The sequence below is a fragment of the Mycobacterium gallinarum genome, from assembly GCF_010726765.1.
Classification (GTDB): Bacteria; Actinomycetota; Actinomycetes; order Mycobacteriales; family Mycobacteriaceae; genus Mycobacterium; species Mycobacterium gallinarum.
The window spans coordinates 842994-859854 of sequence record NZ_AP022601.1 but is presented as its reverse complement, the minus strand read 5'-3'; the positions used below and the strand labels follow the sequence as shown (position 1 = coordinate 859854).

Below are 16861 nucleotides of genomic sequence, written 5' to 3'. Positions count from 1 at the left end.
CCGCTAGATCTCGATGACCGTCGGTACGATCATCGGCTGGCGGCGATAGGACTCGCCGACCCACTTGCCGACCGCCCGCCGTGCCGCCTGGGCGATGCGGTTGATATCGGTCACCCGTTCGGCGGCAAGGGCTTCCAGCGCTTCCTCGACCTTCCGCGTCGCGGGTTCCAGCGACTTCGGGTCCTCCGAGAAACCGCGCGAGTGCAGTTGCGGCGCCGACGCCAGCTTACCGGTGCCGCTTCGCAGCACGACGGTGATTCCGATGAAACCCGAAGACAGCGTGAGCCGTTCACCGATAACCGTCTCGCCGACATCCCCGAGGACGAGTCCGTCGACGAACATCTTGCCCGTCGACACCGCACCGGAGACCGATGCCCGGCCCGCCACCAGATCGACGCTGACACCGTTCTCGGCCAGCACGATGTTTTCCTCGGGCACCCCGGTGCGTGTCGCCAGCGCCGCGTTGGCCCGAAGCATCCGCCAGGTTCCGTGCACTGGCATCACATTGCGCGGCCGGACGCCGTTGTAGAGGAAGAGCAGTTCCCCGGCGTAGGCGTGGCCGGTGACATGCACGCGCACATGGGCATTCGTCACCACGCGGGCACCGATCTTGGCCAGGGCATCCAGGACGCCGAAGATCGCTTCCTCATTGCCCGGTATCTGCGATGACGACATGATGATGAGATCGCCGGCCGTCAGCGTGATGCTGCGATGCTCACCGCGCGACATCCGCGACAGCGCGGCCATCGTTTCGCCCTGCGTGCCCGTGGTCACGAGCACCACGCGTTCGGGAGCCATCGTCTCCGCGGCGCCGATGTCGATGATGTCGTCATCGTTGGCGAGCGTGAGGTAGCCCAGCTCCTTGGCGATCCCCATGTTGCGGACCATCGACCGGCCCACGAACGACACCTTGCGGCCCAGCGCCACTGCCGCATCGATGATCTGTTGCACGCGACCGACATTCGATGCGAAGCAGGCCACGATGACGCGCCCCTGTGCCCCACGCATCAGCCGGTGAATGTTCGGGCCGATCTCGCTCTCCGAGGGCCCCACTCCGGGGATCTCGGCGTTCGTCGAGTCGCACAGGAACAGGTCCACTCCGGAATCACCGAGTCGTGACATGCCCGGCAGATCGGTCGGCTTGCCGTCGGGCGGCGACTGGTCGAGCTTGATGTCGCCGGTATGCAGCACGGTGCCCGCACCGGTGTGGATCGCGATGGCCAGACAGCCCGGGATGGAGTGGTTGACGGCGAAGTACTCGCATTCGAACACGCCGTGCCTCGAGCTCTGACCCTCGTCCACCTCCTCGAACACCGGCTTGATGCGGTGTTCGCGGCATTTCTCGTTCACCAGCGCCAGCGTGAACTTCGATCCGACCACCGGAATGTCGGGACGCAGCTTGAGCAGGAACGGGATGGCACCGATGTGGTCCTCGTGCGCGTGGGTGAGCACCAGTGCCTCGACGTCGTCCAGACGATCCTGGATCAGGCGAAGGTCGGGCAGGATCAGATCGACCCCGGGCTCATCGTGCGTCGGGAACAGGACACCGCAGTCGACGATCAGGAGCCGGCCCAGATGCTCGAAAACCGTCATGTTGCGGCCGATTTCGCTGATGCCGCCCAGCGCGGTGACCCGAAGTCCCCCGGGGGCCAGTGGCCCCGGCGGTGCGAGTTCTCCGTTCACTAGCGCAGCACCGTGGCGGCCCGCATATCTGCGGCTAGTTCGTCGATCTGGTTCGGTGTCGCCGGTATCTGCGGCAGCCGCGGGTTACCCGCCTCGAAACCCTGCAGCCTCAGCCCCTCCTTGGCCAGCGTCACACCGCCCAGACGTGCCTGTGCGGCGGCCAGCGGTCCCAGCGTGACGTTGATCTTGCGTGCCGTCGCGACATCGCCGGAGTTGAACGCCGACAACATGTCCCGCAGCTGACTCGCGGCGACGTGGCCCCACACACTGATGAACCCGACAGCGCCCATCACCAGCCACGGCAGGTTCAGCGCGTCGTCGCCGGAGTAGTAGGCCAGCCCCGTCTCGGCGATGATCTGCCCGCCGCCGTGCAGATCTCCCTTGGCATCCTTGATCGCCACGATGTTGGGATGGGTGGCCAGCGTCCGGATGGTGTCCCATTCGATCGGGATGGCCGAGCGCGGCGGAATGTCGTACAGCACCATCGGCAGAGGCGTGGCGTCGGCGACCGCGGTGAAATGCGCGACCAGCCCGGCCTGTGGCGGACGCGAGTAATACGGCGTCACCACCAGCAGGCCGTGTGCACCCTCGCCGTGGCAGGCCCTGGCGAGCTCAATGCTGTGCTCGGTGTCGTACGTTCCGGCGCCGGCGATGATACGGGCACGGTCCCCGACCGCCTCGAGTACCGCCCGCAGCAACGTCAGTTTCTCGCCGTCGGTCGTCGTCGGCGACTCACCGGTGGTGCCGGACAGCACCAGGCCATCGCAGCCCGCGTCGACCAGGCGGGTCGCCAGCCGGACCGCGGTGTCGGTGTCCAGGGTGCCGTCAGGCTTGAACGGGGTAGCCATCGCGGTCAGCACGGTGCCCAACTGGGCTGTCACGTCGAATCCGCCGGTACTCACGAACAGTGAGATTACTCGCTCGGGATCACGCCTCTGTGGCTAGCGGGCTGGTTGCCACCTCCGTGCCGTCAGCCAGCGCATAGATCTCGAAGTCCGAGAACGCCTGCGGTGCGACCTCGATAAGTTGGCGCAGACACTCGATGGCCAGCCGGCGAATCTCGATATCGGCGTGCTCGCTGGCGCGCATCGCGATGAAATGCCGCCACGCGCGATAATTGCCGGTGACGACGATGCGGGTCTCGGTGGCGTTGGGCAGCACCGCCCGGGCAGCCTGTCGGGCCTGCTTACGTCGAAGGACGGCGTTGGGCTCGTCCGCGAACCGAGCCTCCAGCCTGCCCAGCAGTTCGGTGTACGTCGCGCGACTGGCGTCGGCGGCGGCGGTGAGGATCTCTTCGAGTTCGGGATCGTTCTCGATACCGGGTGGCAGGACGACCTGGGCCTCGTGCTCGGGGACATAGCGCTGCGACAGTTGCGAATAGGAGAAATGGCGGTGCCGAATCAACTCGTGGGTGCACGACCGCGAGACCCCGGTGATGTAGAAGGACACCGACGCGTGTTCGAGCACCGAGAAGTGGCCGACATCGATGATGTGCCGCAGATAGGCGGCATTGGTCGCGGTCCGCGGATTGGGCTTTGACCAGCTCTGATAGCACGCACGTCCGGCGAACTCCACCAGCGCGGGCCCGCCCTCGGCGTCGGTACTCCACGGCACATCAGGCGGCGCCGCGAACTCCGTCCTGGCGATCAGCTGTACACGCAACGGCGCGATCTCGGCCACGGCTCACCCTAGCGCGAGCGCCTCGTCACGGTTGGGACTGACGTGCGGGTTTGGGCTGCGGATCGGAAGGGAATTATGCGGTCCTCGGTCGGCGTTTAACGCAGCACCGGACTTGGAGGGAGAGTGGCCGATGCCCACTGATTACGACGCGCCCCGTACCCAGAACACGGACGAAGGCGACCAGTCTCTGGAGGAGATCGCCGCGCGCCGGCGAGACAAGGTCGACGTGGCGGTACTCGATGTCGACGACGGCGATGCCGTCGACGCGATCGACCTGCCCGACATCGACCTGTCGGGTGAAGAGCTCACCGTTCGGGTGATCCCGAAGCAGGCCAACGAATTCACCTGCTCCAGTTGCTTCCTGGTGCAGCACCGCAACCGGCTCGCGCTGCAGTCTGGCGACAGACTGGTGTGCGCGGACTGCGTCTGACCTTCTGGCGCCGCCATCGGCGCTAGGGTGACGCCGTGGGAGGACCGACCGTGGCATCGCGTCTGCTCGATGTGATGGAGCGCGACATCCTGCCGATGACCGAGCGTGGCGTCGCGGCGGGCAACAAGGTGTTCGGCGCCGCGCTGCTCCGCAAATCCGATATGTCGCTGGTGCTGTGCGGCACGAACAGCGAGACCGACAACCCGCTGCTGCACGGCGAGATCAGCACCCTCAACCGGTTCTACGAACTGCCAGACCGGCCGGCCACGCGCGACCTGGTGTTCTTATCCACCCACGAACCCTGCCCCCTGTGCCTGTCGGCCATCACATGGGCCGGGTTCGACAATTTCTACTACTTCTTCACGTATCAGGATTCGCGCGACGCATTCGGCATCCCCCACGACCTGAGAATCCTCCAAGAGGTGTTCGGCGTCGAGGACGGCAACTACCGGCACACCAACGCGTTCTGGACCGGCCGTTCGATCCGCGACCTCGTCGACGCCGAACCCGAACCGCTGCGCAGCCGACTGCTCGAGCAGGACCGGTGCATCCGCGATGTCTACGCCGGACTGTCGCAGCGGTATCAAGACTCCAAGGCCGACAACGACATTCCGTTCAACTGACGGATTCGGTGACTCGCGCGTCGAGCCATGCCAGCACCGGGGGCGCGACCTGAGGTAGCGCCGAGTCCGCGACGATCCAGTGAGGCAGGTCCGGGTGGTGGTGATCCTGGGCCGAATACCTGCGCGCGATGCGACGTGAGATCCACGTAGCGACGTTGCGATCGGCACCGCCGCTGACGCACAACACCGGGCAGTGCACAGCGCGCGGATCGACGCGGGTGTCGCGGCTGCCCAGGCTCATCGAGCGGAACACATGTGCGGAATCGGGAACAAACCCGGCGATGACCTCCTGCTGCTCCGCCCCGGGCAGCCCGAATAGCGGGACCGCGCGAAACGTTTCCACCGACGGCTTCACCGGTCGGCCCTTGAGGAGACTCGGCATGATCGGAAACAGGTGGGGCAACGAGCGCAACTGCGGCCACAACACACCGGGCGGCACCGGCGCCAGCAGCACCACCGCTCTTGGCTCACGGGCCGCCGCCACATGCTGGGCGACCAGACCCCCGATGCTGTGCCCGATCACGATCGGCGCTTCGTCCAACTCGTCGTAGGCCGCGAGCGCGGCAGCGATGTAGTCGGACAACGTAACCCGCGACAGGACCGCCATGTCGACCGGATCGTGGCCGGGATACGCAGGTGCGTGGACTCGGTAGCCGGCCGACTCGAGCAGGCTCACCCAGCCCGACAGCAGCTTCGGGGTGCTGAACATGCCGTGTAGGAGCAGAATCGGTGGTCTGGACATGCCCTCATACTGGCGATGATTGGGCGTCGAATCGATTACTCGCGAGGTAATGGTTCAGCGGGTGAGGGCTCGCTTCAGGGGCGTCACCAGGTCACCCCGCTTGCCCACCGTGACGTCGGTCAACCCCAGCCACGCCGCCATGGTCTGCAATTCCGCCGCCAACGGCGCCGCCAATCGTGCAGGCTGCTCCCCCACTTCGGCGAATGCACCGACCACGTTGAGCGTCCCCTGCGCACGATCGGCCTTGAGGTCGACGCGGCCGACAAGCCTGCCGTCGAGCAGAAACGGCCACACGTAGTACCCGAACTGGCGCTTGGGGGCGGGCGTGTAAATCTCGATGCGGTAATGGAATTGCCACAGCCGCTCCACGCGCGGGCGGAAGAAGATCAACGGGTCGAACGGGCACAGCAGCGCCGTGCCACGGTCGCGCCGGGGCACGATCTGACCAGCACGCAGGTACGCCGGCGCCGCCCAACCGTCGACCTCGACCTGCTCCAGTTCCCCGTCGGCGACGAGCTTGGCGAGCGCCGGCTTGGACAGTTTCGGCGACAGCCGGAAGTAGTCGCGGATGTCGGTCTCCGTGCCGATGCCGAGCGCACCGGCGGCCCGCAGCGTCAGCTCTCGCAGCGCCTCCTCGTCATCGACCTCCCTGACCACGACCTCCGGCGGCAACACCCGCTCGGTGAGGTCGTAGTGGCGGGCGAACCCGATGCGAGTGGCGGTGGTCAGGACGCCGGCCGACCACAACGCCTCCGTCACCCACTTCGTGTCGCTGCGGTCCCACCACGGGCCCTTTCGGCCGCGCTGGTCGGCGCCGAGGTGGGCTTCGATTTGTCCGGCGGTCGACGGTCCGAGTTCGGCGATGGCGGTGACGATGTCGTCGGCCAGCCGTCCGTTCTTCTTGACGATCTCCTTGCCCCAGCGGCCATGCGTGTACTCGCGCATGCGCCACCGCATCAGCGGCCAGTCGTCCACCGCCATCAGAGCGGCCTCGTGCGCCCAGTATTCGACGAGCAGGCGTGGCGAGCGGGCGCTGTGGCTCCACGCCGCACGATCCAGCACGTCGCGGTCGTACGGGCCCAGCCTGCTGAACACCGGCGCGTAGTGCGCGCGGACCGCCACCGACACCGAATCCAGCTGCAGCACTTGGATCCGCGCGATCAGCCGACGCAGGTGTGCGCGCGTCACTGCCCCACTCGGTCGCGGTTCGGCGAAGCCCTGGGCCGCGACGGCGATTCTGCGCGCCTGCGCCGAGGTCAGCACGCTCACGGGCGAACGTAGCTGAAGAACCGATAGCGCAGACCGGAGGAACTGGTGAGCCACTCCCCTTCGGTGCCTATCCACTGTTCGTCCAGCGTGGGCGCCACCGCATCGCCGTCGTCGCGGGGCAGGTCGATCTCCACCTCGGTGACCTCGCACCGCGTCGCGAGCGGGAGCGCCAGCGTATAGATTTGTTCGCCGCCGATCACCCAGGTGATGTCGTCGGTCAGAGCGTCCTGAAGTAGGGGAACCACGTGCGCACCGTCGGCCATGTAGTCAGCTTGCCGGGTCAGTACGACATTTCTGCGGCCCGGCAGCGGCCGGACCTTGGCGGGCAGGGACTCCCAGGTCAGTCTCCCCATCACGACGGTGCGTCCCATCGTGAGCTCTTTGAAGCGGGCCTGATCCTCGGGCAGCCGCCACGGAATACCTCCCCGGCGACCGATGACACCGGAAGTCGACTGGGCCCAGATCAGCCCCACCGTCGTCACGGCTGTCCGTTCCGGCCCTGCAAGCAGGCCGTCATACAGCCACGGGCGCCTTGATCGCCGGGTGCGGGTCGTAATTCTTGATCACAACGTCGCCGTAGGTGTAGTCGAAGATCGAATCACGCGGTGCGAGAACAAGTTCCGGATAGGGCCGCGCCTCGCGGCTCAGCTGTTCGGTGACCTGCTCGACGTGATTGTCGTAGATATGGCAGTCACCACCGGTCCAGATGAACTCCCCCACCTCGAGCCCGGCCTGGGCCGCCATCATGTGGGTGAGCAGCGCGTAGCTGGCGATGTTGAAGGGAACGCCGAGGAACAGGTCGGCGCTGCGCTGGTAGAGCTGACAGCTCAGCCGGCCGTCGGCCACGTAGAACTGGAAGAACGCGTGACATGGAGGCAGGGCCATCTGCGGGATCTCGCCGACGTTCCAGGCCGAGACGATGTTGCGGCGCGAATCCGGATTCGACCTGAGCAGCTCGAGCGCCGCGCTGATCTGGTCGATGTGCTCACCCGACGGAGTGGGCCACGACCGCCACTGCACGCCGTATACGGGCCCCAGATCGCCTGTCGGAGAAGCCCATTCGTCCCAGATCGTGACGCCGTGCTCCTGCAGCCAGCGCACGTTCGAGTCGCCGCGCAGGAACCACAACAGCTCGTAGATGATCGACTTCGTGTGCACTTTCTTGGTGGTGAGCAGCGGGAAGCCGGCCGTCAGGTCGTAGCGCATCTGGTGACCGAACAGGCTGCGGGTGCCGGTGCCGGTGCGGTCCGATTTCGCTGTCCCACGCTCGAAAACCAGGCGAAGGAGGTCCTCATACGGCGTGCTTATAGACCCAGTGACCGGCACTCGGTCAGCTTACGTCCAGAGGGCAGGAGTAGAACCGAAGGCATGCCGACAATCACCGACTCCATCACGACCGCCGACGGGACCTGCCCGGTGACGCTGCACACTCCCGAGGGCGACGGACCGTGGCCGGGAATCGTCATGTATCCCGACGCCGGCGGGACGCGCCAAACCTTTCGCGAGATGGGCGACCAGCTGGCCGCCTACGGCTATGCCGTCCTGGTGCCCGATGTGTACTACCGCGACGGCGACTGGGCCCCGTTCGAGATGGCGTCGGTATTCAGCGACGAGAACGAGCGCAAGCGCCTGTTCTCGATGATCTCGAAGGTGACGCCGGACATCATGGCCGCCGACGCGGCGGCCTTCTTCGACTACCTGTCCGCACGGCCGGAGGTCGCCGGCGAGGCGTATGGCACCACCGGATACTGCATGGGCGGGCGGACGTCGCTGATGGTCGCGGGTCGTGTGCCGGAGCGTGTCGCGGCGGCGATGTCATTCCACGGCGGCGGTCTGGCGGCCGACGACCCCGGCAGCCCGCACCTGCTCGCCGATCAGATGACAGCGGCCGTCTACGTCGGCGGCGCGGAGAACGACGCGTCCTTCACCCCGGAAGCAGCTGAAACCCTGGACAAGGCGCTCACCGCCGCCGACGTCGAGCACACGATCGAGTGGTACGCAGCCGCGCACGGCTTCGCCGTACCGGACAACGGGCCCTATGACCAGGCGGCGGCCAAACGGCACTGGGACGCCATGCAGTCGTTCTTCGGCGCGCACCTGGGCTGACCCCCGTAGCGCCGGTGGTGACGGGTGCGCCACGATGAACGCATGGACCATGCGACGGCAGAACACTCGGATTCCGGCGACGGATCGCGCATCGATCCGGTACTGGCCCGCAGTTGGCTGTTGGTCAACGGCGCGCAGTACGACCGCTTCGCACCCGCGGCGGCGTCGCGCGCCGACATCGTCGTCCTCGACATCGAGGATGCGGTCGCCCCGAAGGACAAGCTGAGCGCGCGGGAAAACGTGATCCGGTGGCTCAGCGAGGGCAACAGTGACTGGGTCCGCGTCAACGGGTTCGGTACGCCGTGGTGGGCCGACGATCTCGACGCGTTGAGCAAGTTGTCGCCCGGCGGGGTGATGCTCGCGATGGTGGAGTCCGTCGACCACGTGACCGAAACCGCCAAGCGGCTGCCGAACGTGCCGATCGTGGCGCTGGTGGAGACGGCGCGCGGTCTGGAGCGCATCACCGAGATCGCGGCCACCAAGGGCACATTCCGCCTGGCGTTCGGCATCGGCGACTTCCGAAGGGATACCGGCTTCGGGGACAACCCGACGACGCTGGCTTATGCGCGTTCACGGTTCACGATCGCGGCCAAGGCCGCGCATCTCCCGAGCGCGATCGACGGGCCGACGGTCGGTTCGAGTGCGCTCAAACTCAGTGAGGCGACGGCGGTGTCCGCCGAGTTCGGGATGACGGGCAAGATCTGCCTGACACCCGATCAATGCCCGACTGTGAACGAGGGACTGTCACCGTCGGCAGAGGAGATCAGTTGGGCCAAGGAGTTTTTCACCGAGTTCGAACGTGACGGCGGCGAGATCCGCAACGGCTCCGATCTGCCGCGTATCGCGCGGGCCAACAAGATCCTCGACCTCGCTCGGTCCTACGGCATTCACGAATCGGAGTTCGACGACGTCGACGACCCGGCACACATCCCCGCGCCGTCGGACACCTACCACTACTGAGCTTTTCCTCGTCTCTGGACGGCCGTACTTGTCGGACCCTGTTGTTTTGATGGGGTCATGTCTTCGATCGCCGCCGCCGACGCGGCGGTCGTGCGTCCGAAAGACCGGCTGGAGGTGTTGTTCGGCGAGCTGGGTGAGTTGATGGGTCAGCGCAACGCCATCGACGCGCGCATCGTGGACATCGTGGCCGAGATGGACCACGACAACCTGGTCGGCATGACCGGGTGTCGCTCGCTCTCGGCGCTGGTGGCGTGGAAGACCGGCTCCTCGACCAGAAACGCCGGGAAGATCGCCGCGATTGCGCACCGGGCCCGACAGTTTCCGCTGTGCATGGCGGGCCTGCGCGAAGGCCGGTTGTCACTGGATCAGGTCGCCATCATCGCCGAGAAAGCCGGTGAGGGTTCTGATGGGCACTACGTGACGTTGGCCGAGGTCGCCACCGTCAGCCAGCTCAACACCGCCCTCAAGGCCGAACCCCCCCTGCCATCTGAACCCGACCCCTGGCGCGACACCCCACCCGAGGCCGAGCCCGCACCCGAGCCGGCGCCGCGGCCCACGATCACCACCATCCACAGCGACGAGCAGACCACCACCTGGAAAATCACCCTGTCGCACCTGGACGCCGCAACCTTCGACGCGGCCGTGCAGTCCCATCTGGATGCCGCGGTCGCCGCGTGGAAACGCGACCACGACACCGACACCCTGCCCGCCGCGGTAGCGTCGCCGTTTCCCACCAAGGGTGAGGCGTTCATGAGCCTGGTCGAAGCCGGCTGGGACGCCGACGCCACCCGCCGCCCCCACGGCCAGCACACCACCGTCGTAGTGCACCTCGACGTCAAAGACCGCATCGCCAACCTGCACCTGGGGCCGCTGCTCACCGACGCCGACCGCCGATACCTCACCTGCGACGCCACCTGTGAGGTGTGGTTCCACCGCGACGGACAACCCCTCGGTGCCGGGCGCGCCACGCGCACCATCGGCCGCCGGCTACGCCGCGCCCTAGAACACCGCCACCGCACCTGCGCGGTGCCCGGCTGCGGAGCCACCCGCGGACTGCACGCCCACCACATCCAGCACTGGGAAGACGGCGGCCCCACCGACCTGGACAACCTGGTCCTGCTGTGCCCCTACCACCACCGCGCCCACCACCGCGGCGTCATCACCATCACCGGACCCGCCCCCAACATCACCGTCACCGACAGCCATGGCCGAACCCTCACCCCGGGATCACTCGCCCGACCACCCACCCGACCCCCACCCGACGCCGCGCCCTACCGCGGACCCACCGGCGAACGCGCCCAATGGAAGTGGTACACCCCCTTCCAACCAACACCACAGAGCGACAACTAACGTGGCTCAAACAGGTTGGCGCGTCGAGCAATTGATGTACTACCTGCTGGACCGCACGCACTGATCACGGCGATTGTTGAGCTTTTTCGTCGTTCCGGTGTAGGTAGCTGCCGATGGCGCGCGCAATCCCCCGGCCCGCGTATATGGCCGCGACCACGGACAAGATGATCATCGCGATGAACATCACGAGCCAGTTGGAACGGCTGTGGCTGACGTTCCACCAGACGATCGTGAACAGGACGGCGCAGATGAACACCACGATGTCGCGCCAATTTCCGCTGTAGGACATCGCGGCTTCGCGTATCGCCCGCGAACGCTCCGTTCCTTCGACCAGATCGTTGATGCGCTCGTTGATGCTCGCCTTCAGACGTTCTTTGAGTTCTGGCTGGTCGTCGGGAATACGTTCCAGCAAGTCCATGTCTTTGGCGATCATGCCGCGGACGTCAGGACCCTTGAAGCTGCCCGCCGCGGCACCCAGCAGGGCACCGCCGGCGATCGGCGCTGCACCCAAAGCAAGGTCGGCTATCCCTGGCATCGCTCGTCCTCCTCCGATTCGTGCGAAAAGTGTTGCGGCGAGCGCTTCGCCAACGGTCCGTGTCGAGGGGCAATAGTAGTTCGCCCCGGCGGCCACCGGACTGTTTCAAGGCCCGACCGGGTTCAGGACGATGACCGGTATCTGCCGCGTTGTCCGCCTTTCGTAGTCTGCGAAATACGGGTACATCTGAACCAGCCGACGCCAGAGTTCCGGCCTGTCGTCCGAACTCGCCTCGGTAGCTTCGACTTGCATGGTTGAGCCCATGACCTGCACCTCGGCCCGTGGATCGGCCCGTAGGTTTAGCCACCATGCTGGGTCGGTGTCACTGCCCGAATAGGCCGCGGCGATCACCAATCGATCGCCGTCCTTGATGTAGACCACCGGCACGGTTCGTGGTTTGCCGGACTTTCGCCCGGTGACGGTCAACAGCATGGTCGGATATTTCGCGTTCTGGGCCCTGCCGTCGGTGGCCTGATACGCCAGGGCGTGCATCGCGCTGATTGTTCGGGTGACGGGCCGCATCGACGGTCTGCGCAGAATGTTGCTGACGGCGTTGAAGAACCGCGATGTCGCAGGAGTCGTCCCCACGGATTTGCCTCCGGTTCGTGCTGACCTAGGGTTGTGCTCGGGTTGCCGTATACGACAAGGTATTCGGCGCCGTTCGTCCAGCCCAGGCCCGCCGCGATGACGTTGGCGCTATTGCGCCAAAAATCCCCCGTCGACGGGCAACACAGCACCGGTGACAAACGATGCTTCGTCGGAGGCCAGAAAGGCGATGGCGCGAGCGACCTCCGCCGGTTCACCGAGTCGGCCCATCGGGTGCATGCGCTCGATGTCAGCGAGGTATTCCGAGCCGCCCGGCTCCTCCGGAAGTCGGTTGACCCGCTCTGTTCGAATCGTCCCCGGCGCAACGGCGTTCACCCTGATGCCGCGGTCGGCCCACTCGACCGCCAGGTGCTTCGTCAGGCCGGTAGCGACGAACTTGGCCGGTCCGTAGGCCGCCTGACGTTTTTGGCCGGCCAGGCCCGAGATCGAGGAGAGGCACACGATGGCACCTCCACCGTTCGACACCATCGCTTCGATCGCGAATTTGCAGGTGAGGAACATGCCGCGCCCGTCGATCGCCATGACTTCGTCCCAGCCGGCGGCCGTCACCTCCGTCGCGTCGCCGAGCGGGATGATGCCGGCATTGGCAACGAGCACGTCGAGCCTCCCGAAGCGATCGATTGCGGCCGCGATCATCCGCCGCGCGTCCTCCTCGACGGAGACGTCGCCGACGACCGTCTCGACTTCGACACCGCTACGCCGCAATTCGTCGGCTAGCCCAAGCAGCGGTTCGCGTTGAATGTCAGTCACGATCAGACGTGCGCCCTCGCGGGCAAAGACCTCGGCGGTCGCCCGCCCGATCCCCATCGCCGCGCCGGTGATCACCGCCGACTTGCCGAGCAGACGTCCAGGTCCTTGGGTCACAGCTCTTCTCCCATTCGCCGCAGTGACGGGTTAGCCACGCTATCCCATCAGCCCAGCGGCGACGGTTGCGCCAAGGTTCCAGCACGATTCGAGATCGGTCTTGCTCGGCTTGCCCGAGACGACAACGTATTCGGCGGCCTTCGTCCACCCCAGGCCGGTCGTGATCGCGGTCACCCCGTTTCGGGCGCCCTCGGTGCCCTCGTTGCCGTGCAGGTACAGACCGAAGGGTCGGCCACGCGTCGCGTCTAGGCACGGGTAGTAAATGACGTCGAACGCGTGCTTGAGAGCGCCGCTCATGTAACCGAGGTTTGCGGGGCTGCCGAGCAGATAGCCGTCCGCTTCGAGTACATCGGTCGCCGAGACGGTCAGGGCCGGCCGTCGCACGACCTCCACGCCCTCGATCTCAGGGTCGTTGGCGCCGGATACGACGGCGTCGAACATCTCCTGGCAGTGAGGCGACGGTGTGTGATGGACGATCAGCAATGTCTTGTTCGATGGACTGCTCAACCCTGCTCCTCCATCTCGACAGCCTTCTTCATGGCTTCGCGCGCGCGGCCGCGATCGCCTGCGTAGTCGTAGGCACGGGCCAGCCGATACCATCGCCGCCAGTTGTTCGGGTCCTGCTCCAACTCGTCGCGCACGGCGGCGAAGAGCTCGTCGGCGGCCTCGCGCTCGATCCGTCCTGAGGCCATTCGCGGCAGTGCGCTCACGTCGAGTTCCATGCCCTCGTCCTTCACGATCCGGCCCAGCCGCTGGTGTGCAAGCCCGGCCCGCAGCGTGCTGACCAGAACCCAGATGCCGATCAGCGGCATGATCATCAGCGCGGCACCGAGCCCGACTGCGGCGGGTTCACCGGAACTGAGGAACGCCAACGCGATCCGGCCGAGCAGAAAGAAATAGACGACGAGCGCTACGCACATGAAGCCGATCAGCAGCTGGATACGCAGCGCTCGCGATTTCTCACTCATCAGAGGTCGAGCAGCGGCTCAATACCCACGGTGAGGCCGGGACGTTCGGCGACCTTGCGCACCGCGAGGAGCACGCCGGGTACGAAAGACGTGCGGTCGATGCTGTCGTGTCGGATTGTCAAAGTCTCACCCTGCGTGCCGAACAGCACTTCCTGGTGCGCGACGAGGCCAGCCAACCGCACCGAGTGCACGGGAATACCGTCGACGTCGGCGCCGCGGGCACCCTCGAGGCCCGTGCTCGTCGCGTCGGGGTTGGGCGGCAGGTCTTTGCGTGCCTCGGCGATCAGCCGGGCGGTGCGTACGGCCGTGCCCGACGGCGCGTCCGCCTTGTGCGGATGGTGCAGTTCGATGACTTCGACAGACTCGAAAAACTTGGCGGCCTGCTGCGCGAAGTGCATTGACAGCACCGCGCCGATCGCGAAGTTCGGCGCGATGAGCACTGCTACATCCGGCTTGCCGGACAGCCACTGCTGGACCTGGCTGATGCGCTCGTCGGTGAAGCCGGTCGTACCGACAACCGCGTGGATTCCGTTGTCGATCACGAATTTCAGGTTGTCCATCACGACGTCGGGATGCGTGAAGTCGATGACGACATCGGTGCGCGAGTCGACCAGTTCACTCAGCGGATCACCGGCGTCGACCCCCGCAGTGAACGTCAGGTCCGCAGCCTCTTCGACTGCCTGCACCATCGTCGCGCCGACTTTGCCCTTGGCCCCCAGCACCGCCACTCGCATGGGCCAACCCTAGTTGGTCGCTTAGAGCGGGGAGGCGCCACGCAGGTGCTCGAAGATCAACGACGTCTGCGTCCCCGCCACGTCGGTGTCGGCGTTGAGGTTTTCCACCACGAACGACCGCAGGTCGTCGGTGTCGCGCGCGGCGACGTGCAGGATGAAGTCCTCGGCACCTGCCAGGAAGTAGACGTCCATCACCTGAGGTTTGCGTCTGATCTGGTCGATGAAGCTGTGGATCTTGCCGCGAGCGTTGGATTGCAGGCTCACCGAGATCATCGCCTGCAGCGTCAGACCGATGGCCGCCGGATCGATGTCGGTGTAGAAACCCCGAATCACCCCGAGGTCCTGCAGTCGCTTCAGCCTCGCATGACAGGTCGACGGGGCGATCCCGACGGCGTCGGCCAGAGCGCTGTTGGAGATCCGCGCATCCCCATGAAGCGTGAGCAGCATCCGCCGGTCGACGGCGTCGAGATCGACGGCCTGAACATCCTTCGGCGAACGCGGTGGACCCGCCGATCTGATCGATGTTTCTTCGGACATATCGGCACTCTAACGAAGAATAGCCAGAGTTATTGCCATTCGATCGAATATTCCTCACACTTTAGGGAGCAAATTCGACTATAGGAGCGATCATGCGTGTCGGCATCCCGACCGAGATCAAGAACAACGAATTCCGTGTGGCCATCACCCCGGCCGGTGTCGCCGAGCTGGTCCACCGTGGCCACGAGGTCCTGATCCAGGCCGGTGCCGGCGAGGGCTCCGCGATCTCCGATGCAGACTTCAAGCGGGCCGGCGCGCAGATGATCCCCAGCGTCGACGAGGTATGGGCCGAGGCCGAGCTGCTGCTCAAGGTCAAGGAGCCGATCGAGGCCGAGTACTCGCGCCTGCGCGAGGGCCAGACCCTGTTCACCTACCTGCACCTCGCCGCCTCCAAGCCGTGCACCGACGCGCTGCTCGCCTCGGGCACCACGTCCATCGCCTATGAAACCGTCCAGCTGGCCGATGGATCCCTGCCGCTGCTGGCCCCCATGAGCGAGGTCGCGGGACGACTGGCCGCACAGGTCGGTGCGTACCACCTGATGCGAACCCGCGGTGGTCGTGGCGTGCTGATGGGCGGCGTCCCCGGCGTCGCGCCGGCCAAGGTCGTGGTGATCGGCGGTGGCATGGCCGGCGACAACGCCGCCGCCGTCGCCTGGGGCATGGGCGCGCACGTCACCGTGTTCGACCTCAACATCAACATCCTGCGCAAGATCGACGCCGAGTACGGCGGCGCCATCGAGACCCGTTACTCGTCCACACTTGATCTGGAGGACGCGGTCAAGGAGGCTGATCTGGTCATCGGCGCCGTGCTCGTCCCCGGTGCCAAGGCGCCCAAGCTGGTGACGAATTCGACTGTGGCACACATGAAATCCGGTGCGGTACTCGTCGACATCGCCATCGATCAGGGTGGCTGCTTCGAGGATTCGCGGCCCACCACGCACGACGATCCGACCTTCGCGGTCCACGACACCGTGTTCTACTGCGTGGCGAACATGCCGGGCGCGGTTCCGCGCACGTCGACCTACGCGCTGACCAATGCCACTATGCCCTACGTGCTGAAACTGGCCGACAAGGGCTGGCAGGCCGCGTGCGAGGCCGATCCGGCGCTGGCCAAGGGTCTGTCGACGCACCAGGGCTCGCTGCTCTCCGAGCAGGTCGCCACCGATCTGGATCTGCCCTTCACCGATCCGGGCACCGTGCTGGCCTGATCACCCGAACAACTCCCCGTCGATGTAGAACCACCGACGGGCTCGAACGGCGAAGCGGGACCGCTCATGCAGCGTTCCCCCCGCGACGCCAGGAGCAGATCGGCCTGAGCGTCGGTTTTGTTGGCTTTGCCGGTAGTGCGCACGGAATTCGACCTCGCCCGAATCATCGCCGCTCAACCCGTCAACGGTGTCGACGATCTCCAGTCCGGTCCACGTCAAGCCGGTCGCCGGCGTCAGCTCCGGGGGCCGTGTCGTCGGATGCCACGTCTGCCAGACGTAGTTGAGATCGTTTACGGCGTAGGCGCTGTAGCGCGACCGCATCAATTGTTCGGCCGTTTCGGCCTGACGTTCGCCCAGGTGCAGCGGTAGGCAACAGCGCCCGAACGGCAGTTCCGAACCACAGGGACACAATGCGGCCGGATCCATGCTCACAGTGTGCCAAGCCGACCTTGCTGCGCTATAGGGGTCTTTGAGGTCCGCATCGTAGGGTTTCACCCGATTCCTTCCGCGGGCTGCTCCGATACCGTTGGTCCAGCTGCAGGTGCTCCACACACCCCGTAGCAGTC

The 16861-nt window shown here is 66.0% G+C and carries 21 protein-coding genes; 6 read left to right on the top strand and 15 right to left on the bottom strand.

Annotated elements, in window-relative coordinates:
• Positions 1–3: 3 nt before the first annotated feature.
• The 3 genes from G6N42_RS04205 to thyX are packed head-to-tail and all read right to left on the bottom strand — an operon-like array spanning position 4 to position 3363.
• Positions 4–1683 (bottom strand): ribonuclease J, encoded by a 1680-nt coding sequence (locus G6N42_RS04205; RefSeq protein WP_163726487.1) that lies wholly within the window; start codon positions 1681–1683, stop codon positions 4–6.
• Positions 1683–2585: a 4-hydroxy-tetrahydrodipicolinate synthase gene (dapA, locus tag G6N42_RS04200; RefSeq protein WP_163726482.1), complete on the bottom strand. Its 903-nt coding sequence runs from the start codon at positions 2583–2585 to the stop codon at positions 1683–1685. The genes G6N42_RS04205 and dapA overlap by 1 nt, the downstream gene beginning before the upstream one ends.
• A 25-nt stretch (positions 2586–2610) precedes the next feature.
• Entirely contained in the window at positions 2611–3363 is a 753-nt protein-coding gene (gene thyX, locus G6N42_RS04195; RefSeq protein WP_163726479.1) for an FAD-dependent thymidylate synthase, read from the bottom strand.
• A gap of 130 nt (positions 3364–3493) precedes the next feature.
• On the opposite strand from thyX, the gene G6N42_RS04190 reads away from it, so the two are divergent.
• Entirely contained in the window at positions 3494–3793 is a 300-nt protein-coding gene (locus G6N42_RS04190; RefSeq protein ID WP_083127576.1) for a DUF4193 domain-containing protein, read from the top strand.
• Between the two features lie 35 nt (positions 3794–3828).
• Entirely contained in the window at positions 3829–4416 is a 588-nt protein-coding gene (locus tag G6N42_RS04185) for a nucleoside deaminase (RefSeq protein ID WP_163726477.1), read from the top strand.
• Here the strand turns inward: G6N42_RS04185 and G6N42_RS04180 are convergent.
• From G6N42_RS04180 to G6N42_RS04165, 4 genes are read right to left on the bottom strand one after another with little or no spacing between them, the layout of a single operon-like run.
• Complete coding sequence (locus G6N42_RS04180) at positions 4409–5158, bottom strand: alpha/beta hydrolase (protein WP_163726475.1); 750 nt, start codon at positions 5156–5158, stop codon at positions 4409–4411. The genes G6N42_RS04185 and G6N42_RS04180 overlap by 8 nt on opposite strands.
• Before the next feature lie 54 nt (positions 5159–5212).
• A complete protein-coding gene (locus tag G6N42_RS04175; RefSeq protein WP_163726472.1) occupies positions 5213–6427 on the bottom strand; it encodes a winged helix-turn-helix domain-containing protein in 1215 nt (404 codons plus the stop codon).
• Positions 6424–6909, bottom strand: coding sequence for a dihydrofolate reductase (locus tag G6N42_RS04170; RefSeq protein ID WP_163726470.1), 486 nt, complete (start codon positions 6907–6909; stop codon positions 6424–6426). Before G6N42_RS04170 ends, G6N42_RS04175 begins: the two co-directional genes overlap by 4 nt.
• 31 nt (positions 6910–6940) lie before the next feature.
• Entirely contained in the window at positions 6941–7735 is a 795-nt protein-coding gene (locus G6N42_RS04165; RefSeq protein ID WP_174262212.1) for a thymidylate synthase, read from the bottom strand.
• Between the two features lie 60 nt (positions 7736–7795).
• Here G6N42_RS04165 and G6N42_RS04160 point away from each other — a divergent pair, with 60 nt between their 5' ends.
• The 3 genes from G6N42_RS04160 to G6N42_RS04150 are packed head-to-tail and all read left to right on the top strand — an operon-like array spanning position 7796 to position 10843.
• Positions 7796–8533 carry a dienelactone hydrolase family protein gene (locus G6N42_RS04160; RefSeq protein ID WP_163726466.1) on the top strand — a complete coding sequence of 246 codons (738 nt, stop codon included), beginning with the start codon at positions 7796–7798 and terminating at the stop codon, positions 8531–8533.
• 42 nt (positions 8534–8575) lie between these two features.
• Positions 8576–9493: an HpcH/HpaI aldolase/citrate lyase family protein gene (locus tag G6N42_RS04155; protein ID WP_163726464.1), complete on the top strand. Its 918-nt coding sequence runs from the start codon at positions 8576–8578 to the stop codon at positions 9491–9493.
• A gap of 57 nt (positions 9494–9550) precedes the next feature.
• Entirely contained in the window at positions 9551–10843 is a 1293-nt protein-coding gene (locus G6N42_RS04150; RefSeq protein ID WP_163726462.1) for an HNH endonuclease signature motif containing protein, read from the top strand.
• Between the two features lie 64 nt (positions 10844–10907).
• Here the strand turns inward: G6N42_RS04150 and G6N42_RS04145 are convergent, their stop codons facing one another.
• From G6N42_RS04145 to aldR, 7 genes are all read right to left on the bottom strand, one after another.
• The gene (locus G6N42_RS04145; protein ID WP_163736954.1) at positions 10908–11378 is read right to left on the bottom strand and encodes a hypothetical protein; all 471 of its coding nucleotides are present in this window, start codon (positions 11376–11378) and stop codon (positions 10908–10910) included.
• Between the two features lie 105 nt (positions 11379–11483).
• Positions 11484–11966, bottom strand: coding sequence for a nitroreductase/quinone reductase family protein (locus tag G6N42_RS04140; protein WP_163726459.1), 483 nt, complete (start codon positions 11964–11966; stop codon positions 11484–11486).
• A gap of 108 nt (positions 11967–12074) precedes the next feature.
• Positions 12075–12848, bottom strand: a complete 774-nt coding sequence (locus G6N42_RS04135; protein WP_163726456.1) for an SDR family NAD(P)-dependent oxidoreductase — start codon at positions 12846–12848, stop codon at positions 12075–12077.
• A gap of 39 nt (positions 12849–12887) precedes the next feature.
• Positions 12888–13289 carry an NAD(P)H-dependent oxidoreductase gene (locus tag G6N42_RS04130; protein WP_163736950.1) on the bottom strand — a complete coding sequence of 134 codons (402 nt, stop codon included), beginning with the start codon at positions 13287–13289 and terminating at the stop codon, positions 12888–12890.
• A 62-nt stretch (positions 13290–13351) separates the two neighbouring features.
• A complete protein-coding gene (locus tag G6N42_RS04125; RefSeq protein ID WP_163726453.1) occupies positions 13352–13816 on the bottom strand; it encodes a tetratricopeptide repeat protein in 465 nt (154 codons plus the stop codon).
• Positions 13816–14550: a 4-hydroxy-tetrahydrodipicolinate reductase gene (gene dapB / locus G6N42_RS04120; protein WP_163726450.1), complete on the bottom strand. Its 735-nt coding sequence runs from the start codon at positions 14548–14550 to the stop codon at positions 13816–13818. The genes G6N42_RS04125 and dapB overlap by 1 nt, the downstream gene beginning before the upstream one ends.
• 21 nt (positions 14551–14571) lie before the next feature.
• On the bottom strand, positions 14572–15087 hold the full coding sequence (aldR, locus tag G6N42_RS04115) for an HTH-type transcriptional regulator AldR (RefSeq protein ID WP_163726447.1): 516 nt from the start codon (positions 15085–15087) through the stop codon (positions 14572–14574).
• A 92-nt stretch (positions 15088–15179) separates the two neighbouring features.
• On the opposite strand from aldR, the gene ald reads away from it, so the two are divergent.
• Positions 15180–16295: an alanine dehydrogenase gene (gene ald / locus G6N42_RS04110; RefSeq protein WP_163726444.1), complete on the top strand. Its 1116-nt coding sequence runs from the start codon at positions 15180–15182 to the stop codon at positions 16293–16295.
• Here the strand turns inward: ald and G6N42_RS04105 are convergent, their stop codons facing one another.
• Positions 16296–16721, bottom strand: coding sequence for a YchJ family protein (locus tag G6N42_RS04105; protein WP_163726441.1), 426 nt, complete (start codon positions 16719–16721; stop codon positions 16296–16298).
• Between the last annotated feature and the right edge of the window lie 140 nt (positions 16722–16861).

What these genes read in the sequence shown, in the direction of transcription:
- G6N42_RS04190 (WP_083127576.1), top strand. Translation starts at nt 3,494, where the DNA reads ATGCCCACTGATTACGACGCGCCCCGTACCCAGAACACGGACGAAGGC.
- G6N42_RS04180 (WP_163726475.1), bottom strand. Translation starts at nt 5,158, where the DNA reads ATGTCCAGACCACCGATTCTGCTCCTACACGGCATGTTCAGCACCCCG.
- G6N42_RS04160 (WP_163726466.1), top strand. Translation starts at nt 7,796, where the DNA reads ATGCCGACAATCACCGACTCCATCACGACCGCCGACGGGACCTGCCCG.
- G6N42_RS04155 (WP_163726464.1), top strand. Translation starts at nt 8,576, where the DNA reads ATGGACCATGCGACGGCAGAACACTCGGATTCCGGCGACGGATCGCGC.
- G6N42_RS04150 (WP_163726462.1), top strand. Translation starts at nt 9,551, where the DNA reads ATGTCTTCGATCGCCGCCGCCGACGCGGCGGTCGTGCGTCCGAAAGAC.
- G6N42_RS04145 (WP_163736954.1), bottom strand. Translation starts at nt 11,378, where the DNA reads ATGCCAGGGATAGCCGACCTTGCTTTGGGTGCAGCGCCGATCGCCGGC.
- G6N42_RS04130 (WP_163736950.1), bottom strand. Translation starts at nt 13,289, where the DNA reads ATGTTCGACGCCGTCGTATCCGGCGCCAACGACCCTGAGATCGAGGGC.
- G6N42_RS04125 (WP_163726453.1), bottom strand. Translation starts at nt 13,816, where the DNA reads ATGAGTGAGAAATCGCGAGCGCTGCGTATCCAGCTGCTGATCGGCTTC.
- dapB (WP_163726450.1), bottom strand. Translation starts at nt 14,550, where the DNA reads ATGCGAGTGGCGGTGCTGGGGGCCAAGGGCAAAGTCGGCGCGACGATG.
- aldR (WP_163726447.1), bottom strand. Translation starts at nt 15,087, where the DNA reads ATGTCCGAAGAAACATCGATCAGATCGGCGGGTCCACCGCGTTCGCCG.
- ald (WP_163726444.1), top strand. Translation starts at nt 15,180, where the DNA reads ATGCGTGTCGGCATCCCGACCGAGATCAAGAACAACGAATTCCGTGTG.
- G6N42_RS04105 (WP_163726441.1), bottom strand. Translation starts at nt 16,721, where the DNA reads ATGGATCCGGCCGCATTGTGTCCCTGTGGTTCGGAACTGCCGTTCGGG.